Annotated in this window: 15 protein-coding genes; 4 read left to right on the forward strand and 11 right to left on the reverse strand. The window is 60.2% G+C overall.

Translation table 11 applies throughout. The features are described 5' to 3' along the window. Nucleotides 1-8: 8 nt before the first annotated feature. Nucleotides 9-986 (reverse strand): sugar-binding transcriptional regulator, encoded by a 978-nt coding sequence (locus FS819_RS13215; RefSeq protein ID WP_234624498.1) that lies wholly within the window; start codon nucleotides 984-986, stop codon nucleotides 9-11. Between the two features lie 211 nt (nucleotides 987-1197). On the opposite strand from FS819_RS13215, the gene tal reads away from it, so the two are divergent. Beyond that, nucleotides 1198-2154 (forward strand): transaldolase, encoded by a 957-nt coding sequence (tal, locus tag FS819_RS13220; protein WP_156551067.1) that lies wholly within the window; start codon nucleotides 1198-1200, stop codon nucleotides 2152-2154. Nucleotides 2155-2219: 65 nt separating this feature from the next. Here tal and FS819_RS13225 read toward each other — a convergent pair whose 3' ends face one another. Further along, complete coding sequence (locus FS819_RS13225; protein ID WP_156551069.1) at nucleotides 2220-2816, reverse strand: SH3 domain-containing protein; 597 nt, start codon at nucleotides 2814-2816, stop codon at nucleotides 2220-2222. 299 nt (nucleotides 2817-3115) lie between these two features. Between FS819_RS13225 and FS819_RS13230 the strand changes: the two genes are divergently transcribed. Continuing rightward, the gene (locus FS819_RS13230) at nucleotides 3116-4021 is read left to right on the forward strand and encodes a DMT family transporter (RefSeq protein ID WP_071203929.1); all 906 of its coding nucleotides are present in this window, start codon (nucleotides 3116-3118) and stop codon (nucleotides 4019-4021) included. Nucleotides 4022-4184: 163 nt separating this feature from the next. Then, nucleotides 4185-5411 (forward strand): hypothetical protein, encoded by a 1227-nt coding sequence (locus tag FS819_RS13235; protein WP_197434189.1) that lies wholly within the window; start codon nucleotides 4185-4187, stop codon nucleotides 5409-5411. A gap of 93 nt (nucleotides 5412-5504) precedes the next feature. On the opposite strand, the gene lysS is transcribed toward FS819_RS13235, so the two are convergent. The 6 genes from lysS to FS819_RS13265 all read right to left on the reverse strand — a co-directional run bounded on the left by lysS (nucleotide 5505) and on the right by FS819_RS13265 (nucleotide 15787). Next, nucleotides 5505-7001, reverse strand: a complete 1497-nt coding sequence (gene lysS / locus FS819_RS13240; RefSeq protein ID WP_156551071.1) for a lysine--tRNA ligase — start codon at nucleotides 6999-7001, stop codon at nucleotides 5505-5507. 103 nt (nucleotides 7002-7104) lie between these two features. Then, the gene (gltX, locus tag FS819_RS13245) at nucleotides 7105-8559 is read right to left on the reverse strand and encodes a glutamate--tRNA ligase (protein WP_156551072.1); all 1455 of its coding nucleotides are present in this window, start codon (nucleotides 8557-8559) and stop codon (nucleotides 7105-7107) included. Between the two features lie 386 nt (nucleotides 8560-8945). Continuing rightward, complete coding sequence (locus FS819_RS13250; RefSeq protein WP_156551074.1) at nucleotides 8946-10706, reverse strand: SLC13 family permease; 1761 nt, start codon at nucleotides 10704-10706, stop codon at nucleotides 8946-8948. 194 nt (nucleotides 10707-10900) lie between these two features. After that, nucleotides 10901-12238, reverse strand: a complete 1338-nt coding sequence (locus FS819_RS13255; RefSeq protein ID WP_070166899.1) for a tetratricopeptide repeat protein — start codon at nucleotides 12236-12238, stop codon at nucleotides 10901-10903. Continuing rightward, nucleotides 12235-13605, reverse strand: coding sequence for an HlyD family type I secretion periplasmic adaptor subunit (locus FS819_RS13260; protein WP_156551076.1), 1371 nt, complete (start codon nucleotides 13603-13605; stop codon nucleotides 12235-12237). Before FS819_RS13260 ends, FS819_RS13255 begins: the two co-directional genes overlap by 4 nt. Further along, nucleotides 13577-15787 (reverse strand): peptidase domain-containing ABC transporter, encoded by a 2211-nt coding sequence (locus FS819_RS13265; protein WP_156551078.1) that lies wholly within the window; start codon nucleotides 15785-15787, stop codon nucleotides 13577-13579. The genes FS819_RS13260 and FS819_RS13265 overlap by 29 nt, the downstream gene beginning before the upstream one ends. Nucleotides 15788-16066: 279 nt before the next feature. Between FS819_RS13265 and FS819_RS13270 the strand changes: the two genes are divergently transcribed. Continuing rightward, nucleotides 16067-17269, forward strand: a complete 1203-nt coding sequence (locus FS819_RS13270; RefSeq protein WP_156551080.1) for a glycosyltransferase family 4 protein — start codon at nucleotides 16067-16069, stop codon at nucleotides 17267-17269. Here FS819_RS13270 and FS819_RS13275 read toward each other — a convergent pair. The 3 genes from FS819_RS13275 to FS819_RS13285 form a co-directional block, all read right to left on the reverse strand. Then, entirely contained in the window at nucleotides 17253-18764 is a 1512-nt protein-coding gene (locus tag FS819_RS13275) for a tetratricopeptide repeat protein (protein WP_156551082.1), read from the reverse strand. The genes FS819_RS13270 and FS819_RS13275 overlap by 17 nt on opposite strands. After that, nucleotides 18761-23788: a tetratricopeptide repeat protein gene (locus FS819_RS13280; protein ID WP_197434188.1), complete on the reverse strand. Its 5028-nt coding sequence runs from the start codon at nucleotides 23786-23788 to the stop codon at nucleotides 18761-18763. The genes FS819_RS13275 and FS819_RS13280 overlap by 4 nt, the downstream gene beginning before the upstream one ends. Before the next feature lie 180 nt (nucleotides 23789-23968). Continuing rightward, complete coding sequence (locus tag FS819_RS13285) at nucleotides 23969-24358, reverse strand: DUF6165 family protein (RefSeq protein WP_060718357.1); 390 nt, start codon at nucleotides 24356-24358, stop codon at nucleotides 23969-23971. Nucleotides 24359-24404: the final 46 nt, after the last annotated feature.

The raw sequence follows: 24404 nt of genomic DNA on the forward strand, positions 1-24404 counted from the left end.
TCCTCCCCTCACCCCTCCAACCCCAACAACTCCCGCGCCGCCGCCTCATCCGTGATCAGCGTATGACACCCTATACGGCGCATGGTGGCGCGGATGGCGATGGCGCGGTGGGCGCCGCCGGAGGCGATGACGATGTGCTTGGCTTTTTTCAGTGTGTCGAGATTAACTGACATCACCCGCTCGTTGATCGGGTGGGAGACCGAGCGGCCCTCGGCATCGAGGAAGTTGAACATGGTGTCGCAAACGCAGCCGGCTTCGATCAGTTCGTTCAGCGTGGCGCGGCTGATGAAGCCTTCCGACAGCGAGGTGGATTGCGGGCGGATATCGCCGCAGGAGACCACGGCGAGATCGAGATTTTCGGCGAGGTCATAGAGGGTTTTCAACCCGCAATCCTCAATCAACGCCCGTTTGGTGGCAACGCTATCGACCAGCAGCGGAGCGAGGAACATATAGCATTCCGCCCCGAGTTGGCTGGCCAGCCGCCATGTATAGTCGATGGGATTGGTCTGGTGAACGGCGACAATGCCGCCCAGCAGCGAGACGACCTTGCAGTTTTCCCGGCGCGGCGGGCGAAAACCTGCCAGTGATGCCGTCATGGTGCGGCCCCAGCCGACGCCGATGGTTGCATTATCAGTCACCACTTCTGTCAGGAACTGGCCAAGCGCCAGGCCGACGGCGCGGGCGATGCCTTCGGCGTCCTGCCCGGCAGAGGACGGCACAACCACGGCTTCATCCAGGCCGAAGGCCTTCTCCAGTTTCACGGCCAGTTCGACGCAATCGTCGATGCCTTCAGCAATCCAGATCTGCACTTCGGAACGCTTCAACGCCTCATCCAGCAGCCGGATTACCGTTGAGCGGCTGATGCCGAGGCGTTCGGCCACATCCTTCTGAGTCAGGCCCTGGTTATAATAGAGCCAGGCAGCCCGAAGCCGCAGCGATGCCGCTTCCGAATAGCTGCTCTGGGTCTCCCGGCGAAGCTTGACCACGATGCGAATTGCCCCCTGTTTTCCGTCTCCTGACTATCGCAAGTCATGCAACATTTGTCAAATCCAACAGACAAATGTCTTGACTTAATGCCCTTCTATCCCGATATTCAGATCAAAGGACAGAGGATATGGTCCCCAGGTCGCAAAGACGTGTTGGAACGCAAATGCCCGTCCAGTGTTCATTTGATATGTGACATGAAGGAATTGCCTGATGACTTCGAAACTCGAACAGCTTCGCGCCATGACCACGGTTGTCGCCGATACCGGTGACATTGAGGCCGTAACCCGCCTGAAGCCGGTGGATTGCACCACCAACCCGACCATCGTGCTGAAGGCCTTGGGCACCGAGATGTTTGCCGATGCCTTTGAAGAGGCGATCAAATGGGGCAAGGCCAAGGGTGGCGCCTCTGATGCCGTGACCGAGGCTATCGCCGATCGGCTGGCGATTTCGGTTGGTGCAGCGCTTGCCAAGATCGTGCCGGGCCGGGTCTCGACCGAAGTGGATGCCGATCTGTCCTTCGATACGCAGGCCTCGCTCAACAAGGCCCGCGCCATCATTGCGCAATATAAGGAGCGTGGTATCGAGAAGGATCGCATCCTGATCAAGCTCGCCTCCACCTGGGAAGGCATTCGCGCCGCCGAAGTGCTGCAAAAGGAAGGCATCGACTGCAACCTGACCCTGCTGTTTTCCCGCGCCCAGGCGATTGCCTGCGCCGAAGCCAAGGTGTTCCTGATTTCGCCCTTCGTTGGCCGTATTCTGGACTGGTACAAGAAATCGACCGGCGAGAACTACACCTCTGAAACCGATCCGGGCGTGGTGTCGGTGCGCCAGATCTATAATTTCTACAAGGTCAACAGCATCGAAACCATCGTGATGGGCGCGTCGTTCCGCAACGCGGGCGAGATTGAAGCTTTGGCCGGTTGCGACCGGTTGACGATCAGCCCGGCGCTGTTGGACGAGCTGGATGCGGCAACTGGCGATCTGCCCCGCGTGCTGTCGCCTGAAAAGACCACGCCTGATCCGCTGGTGTCGCTGGATGAAAAGGCGTTCCGTTGGGCGCTAAACGAAGATGCTATGGCCACGGAAAAGCTGTCGGAAGGCATTCGCGCCTTCGCCAAGGATCTTGGCACCCTGCGCGGCATGGTGGCAAAGAAGCTGGCCGCCTGATTTCGACGATATCTTGAGGAAAAGGGCGCGGCAAAGGCTGCGCCCTTTTTTGTTAAAGAAAAACCTCACTCGTCGCTATTGCCGCCTGCCCCGTTGCTATTGCCGAACGGGTTGCCATAGCCGCCGCCATTGTTCTGCCAGCTGGAACCCTGTCCGCCCTGGCCCCTGCCCTTCCCCCCGTTGCCTTGGCCGCCATTCCCCTTGCCAACCGGCAGTTCAATCACCGGATCGACCGGCACGCCGCCAATCATCCCCGGCGGATCGCCGCCGGTTTTGACGACATAGCGGCCATCCACCCAGCCGCTGATGCGCGGACGGTCCACGGTGGCGATCCGGCACCAATAACCGCCCCGGCTTTCCATACAGTTCTGCATATCAACCGGCGTGCCTTCGGTCAGCGCATGGATAATCCGGAAATTCGGGCCTGCACCGGATAGAACCGGCAATTGCTGGCCAGGCTTGAGGCCGGTGACGTGCCAGAGATAGGGATCGGGGAAATCCATTCCGCCTTGTGCGCCATTCCCCTCACCATTGACAGAAGGTGCCGGGATCACCGTCTGGCTGAAGGCCGGCATGGCGGAAAATACCAGGAATAACGCCAGCACGCGGCACCCCGTGATTGTGCTAGAAGGCCTGCGGCTGAGACTGGCTGCTGGAGGCATGGCATTCTCCTGTTGCTGGAAAAGGCCTGATGGCCTTTCTGTGGGCGGCGGTGCGCTACATTTTCACGGTTACATTGTCTTACCCGACGATCCGTTAAATTCAGGTGGACACTCAGTTCGGATGGAGTGGCCGACCTGTGCGCTATGATGTTTATGATTGATTTCGACTATAAATAAGCTTCAGGCGTTGTTTTCGTTCCCCGATGATGACAAGGTAGGGTCTTCGCGGAACTCGCGTTCTTCCCTTGCTTTTATGGCCTCGCCTCTCTTCGATGGCCTTTTTTCCGTTTGTTGACATGATGAAATCGACTTCGCTTGGCTATGTCTTTGCCTTTGCCGCCTATACGGTATTTTCCATGCAGGATGGCATTTCCAAGCATTTGGGCGATAGCTATTCGCCGGTGGTGGTCGCCACTGTACGCTATTGGGCCTTTGCGATCTTCGCGCTCATTCTGGCCGCCCGCAGCCGCAATGGTCTGGTCGCGGCAGTCAAAACCAAACGGCCTATCCTGCAAATCCTGCGGGGCCTGTTGCTGGGCGCGCAGATCCTGGTGTCGATTGCCGCCTTTCACTATGTCGGACTTGCCCAATCGCAGGCGATCTTTGCAGCCGGACCCATTTTCGTAGCGCTGCTGTCGGTGCCGCTCTTGGGTGAACAGGTGGGCTGGCGGCGCTGGACGGCAATCCTCGTCGGCATGCTCGGCGTGGTGCTAATCCTTTCTCCGGGCTCAGGCAGTTTCAGCCTGATGGTGGCGCTACCACTGTTCTGCGCGCTATCAGGGGCTTTTTACGGCATTCTGACACGGCTGGTCAGCCGCGACGATCCGCCCGTCACCAGCTTTTTCTATATGTGCATGGTCGGCTTTGTCGGAGCCAATTGCATGGCGCCATTTTTCCTCGCCCCAATTGCAAGACAGGATTGGTTCTGGATGTTGGCGCTGTGCTGCACCGGCATTGCCGGGCATTTTTCGCTGATCAAGGCCTATGAGCACTTGAATGCCGTGGTGCTGCAACCGATTGCCTATTACCAGCTCGTGTTAGGCTCAATCATCGCAGTAACGGTGTTTGGCGAAAGCCTGACCCGCAATATGGTGCTGGGCTCGGTCATTGTGGTGGGGGCAGGTCTGTTTACCGTCTGGCGCGAACAGGTGGTGGCACGGCGAAAAGCCCTTGAGGTTCAATCTATTGCAGAACCTGCTTCTTAACTAAACTTCATACGGGAACTGATTACACCCTCATTAACCGTGGTTGCGAATATACGACGATAAAGAAAAACGAATATACCCAATTAAGCCTTCGGCAACAGGAAACTCCTAAAACTAGGGGGTGTTTTGCGTTTGTGGAGTGGGCCATGGGATATCGTGTGTCGTGAAGCTATTGCCAGGCAAAATCCATTTGTCGCGCAAGCTCCTGCTGATCGTCGGCGGCGTCGCGGTCCTGTGCGGCGCCACGGGTTCGGCTGCCGTCTATATCGGCCGTGACGCCCTGCTCGGACCATCCTATAGCGAGGTCAACGGCCTGACCTGCATGGAACTGCAATCGGCCACCATCAAGCGCAAAGACCGGCTGTGGGTTCGCAAATATGTCACCACGGACGCAACCGATGGCGTAACCCGCATCAAGACGGCGCTGCGCATCGCCAAATCCGTTGCTGAGACGGAAAAACCAGATCTCGTTCAGGTCGTCGTGCTCGATAAGAACGGGCCGAAGGACCAATCCGACATTCGCGGCCGCGCCATTGGCGCAGATGTCATTTATATTCCCAATCCTGCCCAACTGGCCGAAACCGCGCAGATGCAAAGCCTGACGGCGCGCTATGTCGACAAACCGGCCAATGGCAATGGCGATTTTTACGGCGAGCGGGTGGAAATGCCGCTGGCCGACGCAAGCACCATGATGGCCAAGCTGAGGGACACCGCCCCTTGCGAAAAGCCGGTCCTTGCCACGCCCGAAGGCGAAGGCAAGAAAGAAGGCGGCCACGCGAAAGAAGATGGGCACGCCAAGGATAAACCCAAGGAAGGGCAGAGCTCGCATGGCGAGGCAGCGCATGGTGAGGCGGCTCCAGCCGAGGCGCATGGCAGCGAAGCCCCAGCTGAGGAAAAGCCCGGCTTGATCGCCTCGCTTAAAGGCATGATTTTCGGCGCTGAAGAGAAACCGGCAGCACCGGCACATGACGCCGCCCCGGCTGCCGATGCAGCCTCTCTTGCCCATGCCCCCCCTCTTGCCCAAGCTGAGGAGGTCAGCCACTCCGACAACGCGACCCCTCATCAGGCAAACGCCGACAAAGCGCCCACTCAACAGCAAGGTGTTGAACACGCAGGTAGCGAAAAGGCAGGAGAACCCGCTCCGGCATCTGCGTCACCCGCCGCAGCATCTGCTCCGGCGGCAATATCGCCAGTGGCCGCAGCCGATCCGACGCCACAGGCCGTGGAAAGCAAGGGCTGGCTGAGTTCGATCAAATCCATGGTCACAGGCACAGATAAGCCAACAGCAGAAACCGCTGCGAAAGCCGAAGCGCAGAGTGATTCAAAGCCGCTGGTGACAGAGCCTAGCGCCACACCCTCGGTTCTGCCACGCGGAATTTCACTGCGATAAAGACGCCAGAATCGCGCCGAAATAGCATCGTGCAGAAAACACAATCGGCACGATGCTATAGAGCTTTTCAGCCTCGCTGCTTGACCGGCGCTATCAATCGACCTTGGCGCGCCGCGCCGGGAAGAGAATGATATCTCGGATCGAAGGCGCATTGGTCAGCAGCATGATCAGCCGATCGACGCCGATGCCAAGGCCACCGGCTGGCGGCATGCCCTGGTCGATGGCATCGAGGAATTCGTCATCGAGCTGCTTGTCTTTTTCGCCACGGGCATGGGCCTGTTCGAGCTGTTCAACCATGCGCTTGCGCTGTTCTTCCGGGTCGTTCAGCTCGGAAAATGCATTGCCGATTTCCCAGGCGTTGCAATAGGTCTCAAACCGTTCCACCAGACGCGGCTCGCCTGGCACTTCCTTGGCGAAGGGCGAGATGTCCTTGGGGAAATGCGTCACATGGCTTGGCTGGATCAGCGTGCCCTCGACCTTTTCTTCAAAGATGAAGGACAGACATTCGCCCCAGGTCCAATCCTTTTCGACCGCAAACCCGGCAGCCTTGGCAGCCGCGCGGGCCTCCTCATCGGTCTTGATGGCCAGGAAGTCGATACCCGTGACGTCCTTGACGGCATCCGGCATCGGCACCCGCTTGAACGGCCCCTTGAAGGAAATTTCCTTGTCGCCAAAGGCAAATTCGGTCGAGCCATGAATGCGCATGGCAAGGTCGGCAAACAGGCGCTCGACCAGATCCATCACGTCTTCATAGTCGGCATAGGCCCAGTAACATTCCATCATGGTGAATTCTGGATTGTGCCGGGTGGACACGCCTTCATTGCGGAAGTTGCGGTTGATTTCGAAAATCTTGTCGGCAAGGCCAGAGACCAGCGTACGCTTCAGAAACAGTTCCGGCGCAATGCGCAGATACATGTCCTGCTTCAGCGTGTTGTGATGGGTCTTGAACGGATCGGCAGACGCGCCACCATAGACGGATTGCAGCATGGGGGTTTCCACCTCCATGAAGCCATCGTTTTCCATGAAACGACGAATGCCGGAAACGATCTTAGAGCGCTGCTGGAAGCGCAGCTTGGATTCCTCATTGGTCAGAATGTCGAGATGGCGCTTGCGATAGCGCACTTCGATATCCGTCACGCCGTGATATTTCTCCGGCATCGGCAGCAAAGTCTTGGTCAGCATGGTGATGGTTTCGGCGTTGATGGTCAGCTCACCGCGCTTGGTGCGGCGAACCTGACCGGTAACGCCAACAATATCGCCCAGATCGATCATCGGCAGCATGGCGCGGGCCGCTTCCGGGGTCATATCCTTGTGGCTGAAGATCTGGATCTTGCCGGAGGCATCGCGCAGGTCCATGAACATGCCGGAATTGCGCGAGGAATAAATGCGGCCTGCAACCGTAACCGTATCGCCCGATTCCGTGTCTGGCTCCAGCTCCGCATATTTTTCGGCCAGTTCAGCCGTGGTGGCGGTGCGGTGGAAGTGAGCTGGATAGACATCGCCGATCTGCTGGCGCAACAGCGCCAGTTTCTGGCGGCGCACTTCGGTGGCGTCGGAGGAAAGGGCGGTTTCGGTGTTTGCTTCGGTCATTGGTTCGCCTATCGGGCACGAAATTCTTGGATCAATTGTGGAGCATAGCGGCTGAAAACGGCTATGATAAGCCCTCCCTCATAAAGGGGGAGAGCTTTAGCTGTCAGGCCGCGCCCGCCATGGAGGTCAAGACCTGAATGGCCACCTTGAGGCGCTGGCGCACCACGGAACGGCCCAGCAGCGCCATGCTGTCGAAGAGCGGCAGTGACCGCTGGCTGCCGGAAACGGCAACGAAGAGCGGTGGGGTGACGACGCGGAGCTTTTTGCCCAACCGGTCGGCAATGGCCCGCAGTTCTTCCTCAATGGTCGCCACGTTCCATTCCAGGATCTTTTCCAGATCGGTTTGAACGGTGGTGACGATCTCAAGCGTTTCCGCCGGGCTGGTTTTCAACCCGCCGAAGGAAGCAGGCGTCAGGCCGACATCATTGGCCAGCAGAAAGCCTGCCAGCGGCGGCAATTCGCCAAGCTTGGTGATCCGGCTCTGAGCGAGCTTCAGGCCTTCCGTCAGCCGGTCATTTTCGCTGGCCCAGGTCAGAACGCGGCCCAGGAATTCGTCCGGCGTCAGCTTTTCGCGCAGCCAGCGTCCATTCAGCCAGTCGAGCTTCTGGATATCGAAGATCGCACCCGCCTTGGAGAGATTGTCGGGGTCGAACTTGGCGATCAGCTCGTCCATCGTCAACAGCTCTTCGCCTTCGGCGATCTGCATGAAGAACAGGCCAAGGAAATTCATCAGCGCTTCGGGCAGGTAGCCGAGGGCCGAATAATAAGAAATCGAGGTCGGGTTCTTGCGCTTCGATAGCTTGGATTTGTCGGCATTGCGCATCAGGCTGAGATGCATGAACACCGGCGGCTCAAGACCGAGATATTTGTAGATCAGGATATGCTTCGGCACGGAGGCCAGCCATTCCTCACCGCGCGCCACATGGGTGATCTTCATCAGGTGGTCATCAACCACATTGGCCATGTGATAGGTCGGCATGCCATCGGCCTTCAAGAGTACCTGCATGTCGACGCTTTCCCACGGGATCGACACGTCGCCATAGACGCCGTCATGGAAATCACAGGAGCCTTCGGTTGGGATTTTCAGGCGCACGACATGCGGCTCGCCTGCGGCAACGCGGGCATCGACTTCTTCCGCCTTCAAATGCAGGCAGAGACCGTCATAGCCAGGCGGCTTGCCCGCCGCGCGCTGCGCCTCGCGCATCTGGTCCAGCCGGGCAGGCGTGCAGAAACAGCGGAACGCATTGCCCTCAGTCACCATCTTGTCGACGAAGGGACGGTAGGTGTCCTTGCGCTCGGACTGGCGGTAGGGACCGTAGGGACCGCCGACATCAGGGCCTTCGGCCCAGGTCAGGCCGGTCCATTTCAGCGCGTCCAGCACCTTCTGCTCAAATTCCGCCGTCGAGCGGGTCGCATCGGTATCTTCGATGCGCAAGATGAACTCGCCACCATGTTTCTTGGCGAACAGATAGTTGAACAGCGCGATATAGGCTGTGCCGACATGCGGTTCACCGGTGGGAGAAGGAGCGATACGGACGCGGACGCCGGAAGTGGTCATGATTTTGCTCGTGGTCATGGAGGCGAGGATCGGGCAGAGCCAAGCCATCGCATTTTGATGATCTGGACGCGGTGAAAGCCACGCTCAAGGCAGGCTTCCAGCGATAATCCTTTGGCTGGCCTTAGGCCATATCTAAGGCCAAGCGTCAAGGAAAACCCAAGCATCGGCGGGAACGCATGGGCCGGTGACAGAGGATTTTGAAAAAGATTGCGAAAAAAATCAGATTGGGCGGAACCATTTCCGGTATCGCCCGTTAGGAGTGCAGGAAAGCGGTTGTGAATCCCGCGAACCTAAAACCCCCGTCCCCCGCTTGAAAGCCTGCGTTCCGCCAACGCAGGCTTTCGGCATTTCAGGCCCTCTACATTTCAGGCCCTGCTGAGCCATGGCTATTTCAATGGCCAGACCACGATCAGTGCCGGGATAGCAACGAGAATGATCAACAGCGACAGCGGCAGGCCAAGGCGTGGATAATCGCTGAATTTGTAGCCGCCCGGCCCCATCACCAGCGTGTTGCATTGATGACCGATCGGGGTCAGGAAATCACACCCGGCGCCAATTGCCACCGCCATCAGAAAGGCGTCGGGCCGGAAGCCGAGATTATGGGCAAAGCTGGCGGCAATCGGCGCCATCACCAGAACCGTCGCGGCGTTGTTGAGAAACGGCGTTACTGCCATGGCAGTCACCAGGATCAGCGCCAGCGCACCGTAAGGCGGCAGCCCATGGGCAACATGGCCAAGCCAACCGGCAATGACATCGGTTCCACCCGTACTGCGCAGGGTATCGCTGACCGGGATCAGTGCCGCCAGCATGACGAGGATCGGACCATCGACAGCCTGATAGAAATCGTTGAGCGGGATGACCCGGAACACCACCATCGCCAGGGCAGCGGCAAAGAAGGCAACCGGCACCGGTGCCAGACCGACTGCGGTTGATCCCATCGCGGCAATCAGGATCAGCACCGGGATAAGCGCGCTGCGGCTGGTGCCGAGCAGGATTTCGCGCTCGGCCAGCGGCAGGCAATCCAGCGTCTGCAACGCGGCTGGCAGGGCGGTGCGACGCCCCTGGAGCACGACGACATCGCCAGCGCGCAAGGCCACATGCGCCAGCCGCTCCTTCAGCCGCTTGCCGCGCCGGCTAACGGCCAGCAGGTTGATGCCATAGGTATTGAACAACGAAACATCGCGGGCCGTCAGGCCTTCCAGCGGCGACCCCGGCCCAACCACCGCCTCGATGGCGGTGATTTCACCACCCGAACCGATCTCCCGGCCCGACAGTTTCAGCCCGGATTGGCTGACCAGCCGGTCAAGCGCATCGGATGGCCCCTCCAGCAGCAATGTGTCCTGCTCTTTCAACACCATGTCTGGGAAAGGCGAAATACGGCTGTGGCCGCGCAAAATCGCGGTGGCGATCACTTCGCCAGCGGTGGCTTTCAACAGATCGCGCAGCGGTTTGCCTGATAGTACCGAGCCTTCAGGCAGCGTCGCCTCGGTGGAGAAATTGGAATTGCCCAGCGCTTCCTGCAAGGTCGGGTTCTGGTTCTGGCGCTTGGGCACCAGCCAATAGAACAGCATCAGGAAAATCACCCCGGCAACGGCCAGGATCGCGCCAACAGGGGTGAAATCGAACATGGTGAACGGCGTGCCCGTCAGTTCACCCCGCAGCCTGGAGACGACAATATTGGGCGAGGTGCCGATCTGGGTCATCAGCCCGCCCAACAGCGCGCCAAACGCCATCGGCATCAGAAAGGCGGAGACCGGCGTCCCTGACTTCTTCGAGAACTGGAATGCGACTGGCATCATGATGGCCAGCGCGCCGATATTCTTGATGAAGGCCGACAGCACTGTAACCGTCAGCACCAGAAGCAGGATCTGGGCGCGCATCGATGTCAGGTTGGGGAAAAACCGCTTGATGGCGGCATCGACGAGACCGGATCGCGCCACCCCGGCGCTGACCACCAGCGCGCTGCCGACGATGATGACGATATCGTCGCTGAACCCGGAAAACGCCTTGTCGGCTGGCACAAGACCAAGAGCGATCGCGGCCAGAAGAGTAAGACCCGCCACCACATCATAGCGGATACGGTCCCACATGAAAGCCACCATCATCAGGCCGATGACGGCGAAAGCCAAAATCTGTTGAGTCGTCATGAATGTCCGGATCGGTCAGAGTTGGGCTCAAAAGGCTTGAAGTGCCGGTTTGTTCCTTACCGTTACGCCATCGCTCCGCCACCATGCACTCTTTGAGAGTAGCATACACAGGAAACGACGGCATCAACGCGACTGTGACATTTCATAATTCGAGCATGATGATCAAGTCTACAGCCTTTAGGTTACCTTGGCCTTCAGGCAACCTTGGCCAATAGCTTTTCTTCCAGCCGTGCCAGAATATCCTTGCAGACGGCATCTTCTTTTTCAACGCCGTGCATGAGGATCTCACGAGCCGCTTCGACATCGGAGGGATCGGCGTAATAGGCGTGGAACTCTCCCAGCACCGCATAGGCCGCCATTTCACCGGCCTCGACAGCCAGTTCCAGCATGTCTCGCGCGCCGTCGAGATCGACGATGCCACCAATGCCCTTCATGCGGAACCGCCCCAGATTGACCATGGCAAGGGCATGACCGTTTTCAGCTGCCATTTCGAACCAGATCCGCGCCTGGTTGAGATCGCCCTCACCTTCGCCTGCACCGGTCGCGGCAACCACCGCCATCTGGAACTGGGCCGCGACATCGCCTTTCAACGCCGCCTTTTCCAGCCACATCAGCGCTTCCACCGAGCTGGCCTTGACGTCGATGCCATGGCGATAGCGCCGCTCCAGGTCACGGCAGGCGCGCCTGTCGCCCATGCGGCCAAGCGCCGTCAGCCAGCGCACACCCCGGGCGCGGTCTCGCTCGGGATAGGCTTCGTGCAGATAATATTTCGCCAGTTCCTCGACAGAGGAACGGTAGCCCTTGGCGGCAGCGGCGCTGAGCAAGCGCAGCGCCTTCTCCTCATCAGGTGCGGTGCCAAGACCGTTCAGATATTGCATGGCAAGGTAATGGCGCGCCGTACTATTGCCAGCCGCTGCCGCATATTTGAAATATGGCAGGGCGCGGGCATAATCCACCTCGCCCAAATGCCCACCGGCCAGCAGCGTTCCCATGCCCAGATGCGCCCGCACACTGCCCGCCGTCACCGCTGGCTCGTAGCAGATCAGCGCCGTATGCGGATCGGCCTCGCCGCCAATGCCGGACGCCAGAAGATAACCGGCCAGCGCCGAACCATCGACATTGCCGTGCTCATGGGCGCGAAGCGCATAGTCACGGGCCAGTTCCGGCTCGCAAACCAGCTGCATGACATCGCCATAGAGCCGCACAGCCGCCGGAGACGTCGGCATGTCCTGGCGCGGTGAAATCAGATAGAGCCGGGCCGTCAGGGCCATGGCACCGACATGCCCCGCATCGGCGGCATAGCGCGCCAACCGGCGGGCCTCTGCCAGATCGGAAATCACCCCGCGTCCTGATTCATAAAGCCGCGCCAGTTCATAGGATGCCCCGACATGGCCACCCTTGGCCGCCTTGCGCAGGGCACTCGCGGCCAGCGGCATCCGGCCCGCGCCGAGCTTCTTCATGCCATGGCGATAAGCCTGCCGGATTGCCGCGCCTCGGACAAAAAAGGGCACAAAAGACAGCAATTGCTTCATGGTTCGCGCATTCCCTCGCTCACGACCGGCACAACCCGGTCAAACAGATAGGCCGCCACAGTCTGGTCGCCAACAACCACGTCCGTCACCAGCGTCATCCCGGCAATCAGACTGAAATCGGCCGGATTGCTTTTCAGATGCGGGTCGTCAATGGTGATCTTGGCAATATAAAATGTCCGCTCGGATGCGCCTTGCGCAGCCGCGCCATCGCCGCGCGAGACTTTCAGACTGTCGGGGCTGACCGCCCGAACCGTACCGCGCAAGCCGCCATAGCGGGCGAAAGGCCAGGCATCGAGCTTGATATCGACCGGCTGACCAACCTTGATAAAGCCCTGGTCCTGAGTGGAGATTTCCGTTTCCACTTCAAGCCGGGCTGCCTTCGGTACCAGCACGAACATTTTCTGTGCCGTCTGCGCCACCGAGCCGATGGAAATATCGCCGATCTGAAGCACGGTTGCGTCTTCGGGCGCCTTCAATTCGATCAGGTCGGAACGCTTATCGGCCTTGTTCAATTCTTCGATGGCCGCATTCAACGCCACCTGCTGCTTGACAAGCTGACCCATGGCGTCGGAGCGCCATTGCTGGGCCTGATCTTCCATCTGCGATTGGACCGATTGAATGTCATGGGCGCCGCTTTCCAGCTTGCCCTCGACTTCGCGGATCGTCCCGGTCACTTCCAGCACCCAGTCCTTGGCCTTCAGGCCATCGGCTCTCGATGCATATTTCTTCTCGACCAGCGCGCTTTTCATCGCCTCGCTTTCCTCGCTCAGCGACAGGCGCTGGCGATTGACAGCAAGTTCCTGCTGCAACTGCGCCTGCGTGGTCTCCAGCGAAGAGATCTTGGCCTTGAAGGTCGACATCGAGGCTTCATATTGCGACCGGCGGGCTTCAAAGAACCGGCGCTGCAATTTCCCAAAACTATCGCCGTCGCGCGGCTGGTAATCACGCCCATCGATTTCCGCCTTCAACCGCTCGACTTCGGCTGAAAGGCTGGCCATCTGCCGGCTGGCCGTGGTCTGGTCGGCACGCGAAAAGGTCGGGTCGAGCGTGGCCAGCAATTGCCCCGCCTTCACCTCCTGGCCTTCGCGCACCAGGATTTCCCGAACGATCGAGGTTTCCAGCGGCTGCACCACGGTATTGGGCGCCTCGGACGCCACGCGACCGCGCGCGGTCACCACCCGCTCGACCGGCATGAACACCGACAGCAGGATGGCGCTGGTGATCAGGGCCGCTACCGTGGCAATCGTCATCCGCGCCGATTTGGGCGGGGTGCGGTGTAGGATGCTGGCGCTTTCGGACAGGAATTCCGCTGTCGTGCGGACCGCGTAACGATGCTCGTCAGGCGACAGCGTCAAGGTTTTCGTCATGATCTTTTCCCGTCGTCAGGTGGCGGTTCTGCTGGTTCCAAAGGTGGCGGTAGTCGCCGGAGCGGCGCAGCAGGTCGTGGTGGGTGCCGCTGTCCTTCAGCTGGCCGCGATCCAGAACCAGGATCTGGTCGCAATCGACAAGCGAGGACAGGCGGTGCGAAATCATCAGCACAGTGCGGCCTTCGGCAATGCGCTTCAGGTTGCGCAGAATGATCGCTTCGCTTTCCGGATCGAGCGCGCTGGTGGCCTCGTCAAAAATCAGGATCGGCGGGTTGACGATCAACGCCCGGGCAATTGCCAGCCGCTGCTTCTGCCCGCCGGAGAGATTGCTGGCATGTTCTTCCAGCATCGTGTCATAGCCGCGCGGCAGACGTTCGATGAATTCATCGGCACCGGCCAGCTGCGCCGCCTCGATCATTTCCTCAGGCGAGGCATCCGGCTTGGCGATCAGGATATTGTCGCGGATCGTGCCACGAAACAGGAAGCTTTCCTGAAGCACGACGCCGACATTGGTGCGCAGGTGATAGAGATCGACTTCCTTCAACTCGACGCCATCGAGACGGATCAGCCCGGAATAGCTCTGATGCAGGCCCTGCAACAGCCGCGTCACTGTGGTCTTGCCCGAGCCGCTACGGCCCATCAGCCCGACGATATTGCCCGGTTTGACGTGAAAATTGATGGCGTTGAGCGCCGGCAACGAGGTGCCCGCATAGGCAAAGCGCACATCCTCGAAGCTGATCCGGCCGGAAAATTCCGGGCGCACCCCGTGTTCACGGCGCGGTTCGGGTTCGGCATTGATGACGGAGGCGACCTGGCGCAGCGCACCGCGGGCCTCTTCCATCTGCTGCATCATGCCGGCCATCTGCACCAGCGGCTGGGTGGCGCGCATGGCAATCATGGTAAAGGCCACCAGCGTGCCGGTCATGACCGTATGCTCGTTGACGATGACGAGATAAGCACCGATCAACAGCGAACCGGCGTAGATCAACTTTTCCAAAGGGGCCAGCAAGGTTTGCGGCTGGTTGGCCAGAAACAGCAGGTTGGTCTGGTTATTGACCGCTTCGGCGACCCTCTGGTCCCATTCGCGCCGCTTGCGGCCTTCGAGCGCCAGCGATTTCACAGTGCGGATGCCGTTGATCATCTCGATCAGCATGGCGGTGCGGCGGTGTTCGCTGCCCATCACCTGCGCATAGGCGCGGCGGATCGGCTTCATATAGATAAACAGTATCAGGCTCATCACTGCGCCGAGGCCCAGAACCCAGAAGGTCAGACCAGGGCTGAGCAGGAACATGACAGGAATGAGCACGAATAGCGACAGCATGTCCAATACCGAACCGAACAATTGGCCGGTGACGAAAGCCCTCAACCGACGGGCTTCTCCCAGCCGATGGACGATGCCGCCGGTGGCATTCTGCTCGAAGAATTCAATCGGCAGGCGCGACAGCCGATCAAAGATCATCAGGTTCAGCCGCACATCGATTTTGGCGGTGACGATGGCGGTGACAGTGCGGCGCATATAGCCGAGCAGCATATCGAACAGCAGCACGACCAGAATGGCGGCGGCCATCAGCGTCAGTGTCGACAAGCGGTGATGCACCATGACCTTGTCGATCACCACCATGTAGAACAGCGAGGGCACCAGCGCCAGAACGCCAAGCGAAATGGCCGAAATGAACACGTCGCGCACCATGCGGCGGTCCTGCATCACCTGGGCCAGCAGCCAGTGAAAGCCAAACTCCTCGCGCGCACTTGCCTCGGAAATTTCCCGCTTCATCAGCAGGACGTGGCCGCTCCAGTTTTCCGACAGCCGCAATTCGTCGACCACAAACCGGGTGGCTTTCGAATCGGCAGGATCGCGAAACACCATGCGCGGCGTCTGCGGATCATCGACGAATTTTTCAAAGACAAGAAGCGATCCGTCATTGAGCTGAATGACGGCGGCGACAGCGCCTTCCATCTGGCTCAAAAGCTTCCAGTTCATGCGGATCGGCTTGGCCTTTACCCCATGATCGCGGATGATTTCGGCCAGTTGCGGCAGCGAAAAGCATTCCTCATCACCGTAATCGCGGCATAATTGCTCGACCGAGAGGGATAAGCCCAATTTTTGCGTGGCAAGAGCCAATGCAGCAAGAGCGGATCTGGCCTGCCCCTCATCCGCCAGATCTCTGTCTTCAGCATTCATCGACACACCTCATCATCCATCGCCGAAAGCACACATGGCGAGTTTTTCGTGAGGATCCGCCCTGCCCCACAAGCCGGGAACGGACCCATTCAACCCGACCGTAGAAGCCGAAGCTTTCGCCATGCTGGATTTTCGTGAATTCGTGTCGCAAACAGAAACAGTTCCCTTACCGTCGTTGATAACGCGACCCACACCGTTCCAGCGGCTTAAAAAGCAGGTTAAGCTTTTGCAACCGGGGCGAATCGCCCTGAAAACCACCAGGCTTGGAGATTTGCTGCCGTGACCCAGACGCCCAGACGGCCCGTGATCATCCATTGGGGCATATCCAGCTTTTTCGGCTGGGGCATTTATGGCCTTAACCTGGCGCTCAACTGGTCCAACGATCCGGTTCTGGAGCCGGTGACCTCCTTTCCGCTGCAATCCGACCAGATCGTCGTCGATCCGTTGCGCCAACGCGCACTTGGCGGGTTTTTCCGGGCCAGCGCTGACCTTTCAACCCGCATCGCCGCCCAAAGCGAAAAGTCCCTGACGGTCAATACTCCGCTTCTCGCCGGACTCGGCAATGATTTCACCATGTCGCCCGGCCCCAAAGGCGTGGCGCTTTCCGGCAGTCCGACGCTGGGCGTGGTGTTCTTCGAACTACCGCAACTGTCGGAGGCCACGAAAGCCAGAGCAAAAGCATTGCCGCTGGTGATTGCCGGATCGAACTGGAACGAAGAGATCATGCGCGCCCATGGCCTCACCAATGTCACCACCGTCATCCAGGGCATCGACCAGACGCTGTTTCACCCCGGCCCGCGCCAAGGCGTTCTGGCCGACCGTTTCCTGGTGTTTTCAGGCGGCAAGCTGGAATTGCGCAAGGGGCAGGATCTGGTCGTTGCCGCGTTTGCCCGGTTTGCCAAACGCCATCCCGAAGCCCTGCTGGTTTCCGCCTGGCATAGTCCCTGGCCGCAATTTGCCCTGACGCTTAACCGGTCCGGCAAAGCTACCGCCATCACCACCAATGACAAGGGCGCCATCGACCAATCCGCCTGGATTGCCGCCAACGATATCGCTGCCCATCAGTTCCTCGATCTCGGCTCTGTGCCCAATGCGCTGATGGCGCCAATCCTGCGCGAGATGGACGTGGCAGTGTTTCCCAACCGTTCCGAAGGCGGCACCAATCTGGTGGCGATGGAATGCATGGCCTGCGGCGTGCCCACCATTCTGTCGGCCAATACCGGTCACCTCGACCTGATCGATGGCGGCAATTGCTATGCGCTGGAACACCAGACACCCGTTGCCGGCGAAGGCGCTGGCGTCGGCTCCGTGGCTGGCTGGGGAGAAAGCAGCGTCGATGAAATCGAAGACACCCTGGAGCGGGTCTGGCGCGACCGCAACGAAGCCCGCCGCCGTGGCGAGCGCGGCGCGGCGAAACTGGCTGGCTATACCTGGTCGCGCACGGCGGATGCGATGAAAAAGATCATCAGGACCTATCAGTAATTGCGTCAGCAAGCGACACCGCCTGGGCAATCGGGGCGGTGAAATCCCCCGCCTCGGTTTGGCGGCAAAGCTGCATGGAGGGATACCAGGGCGACGTTCTGCCCTCAGTACCCCAGCGCCAATCCGGCACTTTCTTCAAAAGGCCGATGGTCGGCACGCCAAGGCTACCGGCCAGATGCAGCGGCGCGGTGCAGACCGAAACGAAGGCTGAAAGCTGGGTGAGGATGGCGGCTGTGTCGAGAAAGGCATCCGCTCCGGCGTCGAAATCCGGGCCTGGATGTTCCAGCGTGAAGGACAGGCCCGCCACTTTATAGCCCGACGGCGTATCGGCAGGTTCCAACGCTGCCTCATCAAGCTTTTGCAGGGCGATCAGCCGTGTACCACCAAGGTTCGCAAAGGGCGATAACTGTTCGGGACCGGCAAGGCTGCGGCCTTTTTCCGCTGGAGACAGGGGATTGCCGCGCCAGACAAAGCCCAGGGCTTTCTCACCTTGTTTCAAATTCAGCCGTTCGCGCCACAGCGAAACCCGCTCCGCCTTGGGCTGCAAATAGGCACGAGCCTTCGGCACGCTGCCCAGCGTCAGTTTCAGCCGATGCGGCAGACCAAGCAGCGGTACCTGAAAATCAACGCTTCCAGCTTGCGGGTCTTGCGCCTGCACCTGATCGGCCCCTGGCACCTCAGCCAGCAGCGCAACCAGCTTGGCGGGCACTTGCAGGATCACCTCGCCGCCAAGCGATTTGACCAGAGGCAACAGCTTGACGAACTGGATCGTATCGCCAAGTCCCTGTTCTGCATGGACCAGCAGCCGTTTACCTTGAAATGGCCGCCCATTCCAATCGGCGATCTCAGTGTGACGTGCTTCTCCCGGAAAGCCTTCGGCCTGCCAGCGCCATTCATACTCGGCAAAACCAGTGGTGTAATCGAAAAGCCGCAGCAGGTTGAGACCAAGGTTGTAATGAGCCTCGGCGGAGGTGGGATAGATTTCCAGCGCCGTGGACAGCAGCGCCATCGCCGCTTCCGCCTCGCCCAGTTCGGCAAGCGCATTGCCGAGATTGTGGAGCGCTATGCGGTTTTGCGGATCGAGCACCAGAGCTTGACGATAAGCGGTAATCGCCGCCGGATAATCATCGAGATCGGCATGGGTTACGCCGATATTGGCGTAACAGGCGGCATTGTCAGGCGCCAATTGCGCGGCGCGTTGATAGGCTTCCAGCGCATCCGGCTTGCGCCCGGCCTCACCCAGCGCATTGCCGAGATTGTACCAGATATCGCTTTCCTCAGGCGCAAGTCTGAGCGCCCTGGCATAAAGCGACAGCGATTGCGCCAGATCGCCACGCGAGCGTTCCGCCGAGGCCAGCAATCTGAGCGCATCGACCTGGTCGGGCTCTTCCTCCAAAATGGCGCGGTAATGGGCAATCGCCTCGTCCAGCATACCAGCCTTGTGCAACTGAAAGGCCTGTATCAGCCTTTCGCCCGACACAGTTTGGTTCGTCATGGCTTACGCTCCACCAGCCGCTTGAGATCTTCTGCCACCGCCTCGGCCACACCTGCCCAATCGCCCGGCTGCGCTTGGCGAAACAGTTTCAGACCCGGATACCAGGGGCTATCGTCTCGACCGGTCATCCAGCGCCAGTCCGCGCCATATTTCAGCAGCGCAAAGCATGGCACGCCCAACGATGCCGCCAAATGCAGAGTGGACGTGCAGGAGGAAATCACCAGATCAAGCGCAGCAATCGCTGTTGCCGTCTCGCCGAAATCGCCAAGGTCCGCCCCCGGCACCTGCATGGCCTTGGCAAAGTCCAGACCTGCCATCTGTTCCAGCCCGTCCTTGAATTGCAGGCTGATGAAATGCGTACCCTCGACAGCAAACAACGGTTCCAGCACTTTCAACGGCGGCGAGCGGCCCTTGTCGGCGCGCGCGACCGGATTGCCCTGCCAGATCAGTCCGACCCGCAAAGCGTCACGATGCGCAAACCGCGCTTCCCAATCCGCCACCCGGCGGGGATCGGGCCGGAAATTGGCCGGCCCGGGCAAAGTTTCCAGCGTGGTTGCAAAAATCAGCGGCAGGCTCATGATCGGTGCTTCGACATCGGCATCGTCAATGGCATCGACGCCCTGGCGGCGCAGGATGATGTTGCGTCTCTCCACCACCAGCGTTGAAAACAGGCTGATCAGCGGCTCACGCAATTCCAGGATGACATGACCGACCTTGAGAGCGGCCTGCCGCACGAAACGGGCAAACTGGATCTGGTCGCCCAACCCCTGTTCACCGTGAATCAGCAGCACTTTGTCGGGCAGCGCCTCGCCGGTCCAGCGCGGCATAGGCAGCGTGCGTGCCACCATTTCGGCGCCCTGCCAGCGGGCCTCGTAATCGCGAAAGCCTTGCGGCAGATTGCCCGCCATCAGATGCGCATGGGCCCGGTCGATCAGGGTTTCGACATCGCCGGGCAACAGATCCAGCGCCCGGTCCAGACTGGCGATCGCCTCCTCGACCCGGCCCATTTCGCGCAATGCATTGCCAAGCCCGCGATGGGCCTTGGACAGATCCGGGCGCAGCTGGATCGAGGCCCGGTAAGCCTCCAACGCTTGCCCATAGCGATCCGTATCGCGCAAAAGATTGCCCAGCGTCATATAGGCTTCGGCGCTGGGGCTGGTCTCCAGGCTTTGGCGCAGGCATGCTTCGGCCTCATCCTGCTTGCCGACATGGCGAAGGGCGATGGCATAATTGGTGTGGAAGATCGGTGTTGAAAGCCCCAGTGCCGCCGCCGCCCGCAGCAGGACATAGCCGCGATGGTAATGCAGGCGCTCAACCGCCAACCCGCCCAGCATATGCAGCGCATCGGCCCGTGTTTCGTCCTCATGCAGCAGCGCCGCATAGGTCACCTCGGCGGCAGGGACATTTCCGGCCATATGGGTGCGGATGGCGGCGGCCAGCCGTTGTTGCGGACCCGGCTGGGCCGGAACGGCAACCACCGGCTCGGCGGCCTCATACAGTTGCGCCCTGTCCCCCTCGACCAGCCTGCCAAGTGCCTCGGCCACGCGGGAGACGACACCGGCAAAGGGTTCCGCCTCGACTTCATCGGCCACGCGGCGAAACACCCGGGTTGCCGGATACCAGGGGCTATCGCTGCGGCCGCGCAGCCAGCGCCATTCGGCATGCGACTTGAGGATCACCCAGGTCGGGCGGCCAAGCGCGCCAGCCAGATGCGCCACCGCCGTATCGGAGGTGATGACGAGATCGAGATTCATGATCATTGCTGCCGTATCGACAAAGGCATCGGCGCCGCTGTCGAAATCCTCCGGCGGGCGCTCGACGGCAAAATCCACTGTATCCAACTGTTCTTCGCCCGCGCCCTTTTGCAAAGCGATCAGCCGCACACCGTCGATGGCAGCAAGCGGCGCCAGCACCTGCAGGGGAAAGCTGCGGCCCTTGTCAACTTGCGGATCGGGATTGCCCTGCCAGACAAGGCCGACACGGAAGCCAGGCTTTGCCGCAAGCCAGCCCGACCAGCGCCGCACCCGAAGCGGATCGGCAAACAGATAGGCGGGAAAAGCCGGGATCGTCTCGACGACCGTGTTGCAGAGCAGCGGCAGGCTCATCATGAACACGTGGTAATCGAGCGGTGGGACGGGATCGCTTTCGCAGACGACGCCATCAACATCAGGCACGGTTTGCAGCAGCGCGGCAATCTTGCGGCGGCAGCCAATCATCACCTTGGCCGCGCCTTTTGCCTTCAGGAGCGCGACGTAGCGCACGAACTGGAAAGCATCGCCAAAGCCCTGTTCGGCGAGCACCAGAATGGACTTGCCCGCCAGATCCTCCCCCTGCCAGACCGGCAGCCGGACACGGGTGCGGTCTATGCCGAGGATTTCCACCAGGAAGCGGCGCTCGTAAAGCGGCAGGCCACGGGCATAATCGCCCTCGTTCAGCAAACACATGCCCAGCGCCATTTCCGCATCGGCATAGCCGGGACGGGCCTCAATCGCCTTGCCAAAGGCCAGTATCGCCTCGTCCTCGCGGCCGGTATCCATCAGGCTGATGCCAAGATTGCTCCAGGATTCGGCATGGCCGGGCTTGGCAAGTGCGCCCTGTCTCTGGATCCAGCAGGCCAGATCGGGATAGCCGTGATTGCGCTCCGCCACACCCAGATTGCTCCAGGCATCGGCATTGCCGGGGTCAAGCGTCAAAGCCTTTTCCCAGGCGCGGGCGGCTGCCTGCGGCTGCTTGGCTTTTAGCAGAACCGCACCCAGCTGCACGTGATGCGAGGCCAGTTCCGGCTCGATCCGGCAGGCGCGTCGCAGAGCCTCCTCCGCCACGTTGAACCGGCCAAGCGCCAGCGCCGCCGCCGCATAAACCGACAGGGCGTGACCTGAGCGCGGCTGGGCTTTCAGCACCTCGCCTGCGCGGCGCAAGGCTGTTTCGGCATCACCCACCGACGTTTCGCGCCGGGCCAGCGCCAAAAGGCACGCTGCGTGACCGGTATCGTAGAGCAGCCCGTGGCGCAGCGCCCGCATCCCATCGGTCACAAGCCCCGCAGCATCGAGCGCAATGGCGAAATTGCTCCAGTGATCGCCAAGCGAGGGGCGGATCGCCACCGCGCGGGCGCAAAAGGGAATGGCCTGCCGCCCTGCCACCGATGAGCGTTCCCCCGCCTCCAGGCACGCCATGCCAAGCAGGTTGAGCACCCGCTCTCTTTGAAAATCCTGCGTCAACACATGACGGTAAAGCTGCACGGCCCGGCCATAATCGCGGCCCTGATGGCGCTTGATCGCCTCGTTCAATCCGTCAGCGGCCTCATCGGGCGCATCATCCGTGGCACGTCCGGCAAACAGCAGCACTTTCAGTTCATGCGCCACGTCCTGAAGGACCGGCTGCCATTGCCCCGCCTCCATCTGGCGAAACAGCCGCATGGTTGGGTACCAATCGGTCAAAATGCCATCCATGCCCCAGCGCCAGTCCGGGGCTTTTTTCAGCAGCAGCCAGACCGGCCTGCCCAATGCGCCCGCAAGATGGGCAAGGGCCGTATCTGAGGTGATGACCAGATCCAGCGACGCCATCAAGGCTGCGGTATCGACAAAGGCATCGGGACCGTCATCCAGACCCGGAACGGGGTGCAGCGCCAATCCCTCCGGCGCTTGCTGATCGGCCCCTACCCCCTTTTGCAGGGAGATGATGTCAATTTCGTCTGAGAATTCGGCAAGCGGCTGGAAGCACTCCAGCGGCAGCGAGCGGCCCGGCTCACCATAGGCCTTTGGATTGCCCTGCCAGGATAGACCGATGCGAAAACGTGTCTTCTTCTGCTCTTGCCCCTGGCTTGGAGAAAGCCCGCCAAGCCAGTCGCGCCAGCGCTCGAAAAGCTGTTTTTCCAGTGTGAGATAGGGAACGCGCTGGCCTGTCGCCTCTGGCACAAGGTTGATCAGGCCCGGCAGCGACAAGAGCGGTGCCCAGGCCGCGTAAGCGGGCAGATCCGCACCATCAGGCAAGAGCGTGATGGACGGAGTCGCGAAAAATTCGGAAAGGCTTAGCAGACGGTAGAGTTGCGGTTGGCAGACGAAAACCACATGCCCGACCCGCTCCGCAATGCGCGGCAAAAACCGGATAAACTGGATTGTATCGCCCAATCCCTGCTCATGGAACACCAGCAGCGTCTGGTCTTGCAGCGCTTCGCCCTGCCAGCGCGGCCCCTGCATCAGCAAGGGCGAGGTGGAACTCCCGGTGGCCTGATCACGCAACTCGTAATCGGACCAGGCCTCGCTCCACTGGCCGTCCAGCAATTGCAGGCAGGCGCGGTTGAAGCGGTGAACGGGGGCATCGCCGATGCCAATCAATTGCTTGAGAATCCGGTCCGCACCCTTCAAATTGCCAAGAATGCGCAGGCTTGCCGCCAGGTTATTGGCGGCGCGCCGATGCGAGGGATCAAGCGTCAGCGCCTTTGTATAGCTGTCACAAGCTTCGGGTTCGCGTTGCAATCCATGCAACAGCACGCCGAGATTATAGAAAGCCTCGGCATCCGGCTTTAGCTCCAGCGACCGGCGCAGATGGGTTTCAGCTCCCGCACTGTCGCCAAGCTCCAGCAGGATGACGCCCATTTGAGCCAGCAGCGACGGTTCGTCGGCCTCAAGCGCCAGACCGTGCTGAACTGCGGTGTGGGCTTCATCCCATCGTTTTGCCGATGTCAGGGCCAGAACCAGATTGGACCAGGCGCCAACGGCTTTACCGTCAAGCGTCACGGCGCGCGCACCCATATCGATGGCGCGCTGATGCTCACCCACTGCAATCAGCGGAAGAATCATGTTTTGCAGCAGGCCGGGTTGGTCTGGCGCAAGTTGCAAAGCATGTTCGAAAGCGGGAACGGCCTCAGGCGAGCGGCCGGAAAGATGAAGGGCGAGCGCATAGTAATGAGCGGTCTCGGCATGTTCAGGATGGGCCTCGAAAAGAGCCGTCAAGCCCTGCAAGGCCTCAGCCACGCGCCCCTGCGCCAACAGCGAACGGCACTGCGAAACCTCATGCGTCGTCATAACGCGCTCTTCTTTCATCCATTGGCCTGATCCAAGACCAGGAACACCGAACCTTCATGGTCCTGTTTACCCAAAATCGGCGCGTCGGCCGTTTCATATCAAGGCGAAAACATGCTCATGCATCCTCGCCTAAAGGTCAAAGAGTCCCAAACATGAATCAAAGACCAATGCCAACATCAATCAGGCCGCAGCATAAGGCTTGTAGGACTTTTCCTCGATGATGTCAGAGCCCAGCTCGACATTGATCTGCCGCTTCAACTCGGCACGCCGGTCATTGGTGACATAGACCGAACGGGCGAGAGACACGAAACGCGGACCGAAATCGCCGTCGCGCTCGCAATCGCGGATATCGTCCTCGATCTCCCAGAGCGCCGTATTGACGGACAGGAGATCACGGCTGATGGCGATGACACCCTGATGATCGGCCACCGGCTTCAGCCGTTCATTGAGCAGGGACAGCTCGCGCTCGACATTGGCGCGCTTGGCCTCGTCCGTGATCCGCTCTGACTTGATCTGGAGAATGGTGATCTTGTCGATCAACTCACCCCAGGACACCGGAACTTCAATCATTGCAGGTCTCCGATTCGTGGAAATGCCACGATACAACACCGAAGCG

This window comes from Allorhizobium sp. Av2 (assembly GCF_021462805.2).
Lineage (GTDB): Bacteria > Pseudomonadota > Alphaproteobacteria > Rhizobiales > Rhizobiaceae > Allorhizobium > Allorhizobium vitis_G.

What these genes read in the sequence shown, in the direction of transcription:
- tal (WP_156551067.1), top strand. Translation starts at nt 1,198, where the DNA reads ATGACTTCGAAACTCGAACAGCTTCGCGCCATGACCACGGTTGTCGCC.
- FS819_RS13225 (WP_156551069.1), bottom strand. Translation starts at nt 2,816, where the DNA reads ATGCCTCCAGCAGCCAGTCTCAGCCGCAGGCCTTCTAGCACAATCACG.
- FS819_RS13230 (WP_071203929.1), top strand. Translation starts at nt 3,116, where the DNA reads ATGAAATCGACTTCGCTTGGCTATGTCTTTGCCTTTGCCGCCTATACG.
- lysS (WP_156551071.1), bottom strand. Translation starts at nt 7,001, where the DNA reads ATGACCGAAGCAAACACCGAAACCGCCCTTTCCTCCGACGCCACCGAA.
- gltX (WP_156551072.1), bottom strand. Translation starts at nt 8,559, where the DNA reads ATGACCACTTCCGGCGTCCGCGTCCGTATCGCTCCTTCTCCCACCGGT.
- FS819_RS13250 (WP_156551074.1), bottom strand. Translation starts at nt 10,706, where the DNA reads ATGACGACTCAACAGATTTTGGCTTTCGCCGTCATCGGCCTGATGATG.
- FS819_RS13255 (WP_070166899.1), bottom strand. Translation starts at nt 12,238, where the DNA reads ATGAAGCAATTGCTGTCTTTTGTGCCCTTTTTTGTCCGAGGCGCGGCA.
- FS819_RS13260 (WP_156551076.1), bottom strand. Translation starts at nt 13,605, where the DNA reads ATGACGAAAACCTTGACGCTGTCGCCTGACGAGCATCGTTACGCGGTC.
- FS819_RS13265 (WP_156551078.1), bottom strand. Translation starts at nt 15,787, where the DNA reads ATGAATGCTGAAGACAGAGATCTGGCGGATGAGGGGCAGGCCAGATCC.
- FS819_RS13275 (WP_156551082.1), bottom strand. Translation starts at nt 18,764, where the DNA reads ATGACGAACCAAACTGTGTCGGGCGAAAGGCTGATACAGGCCTTTCAG.
- FS819_RS13280 (WP_197434188.1), bottom strand. Translation starts at nt 23,788, where the DNA reads ATGACGACGCATGAGGTTTCGCAGTGCCGTTCGCTGTTGGCGCAGGGG.
- FS819_RS13285 (WP_060718357.1), bottom strand. Translation starts at nt 24,358, where the DNA reads ATGATTGAAGTTCCGGTGTCCTGGGGTGAGTTGATCGACAAGATCACC.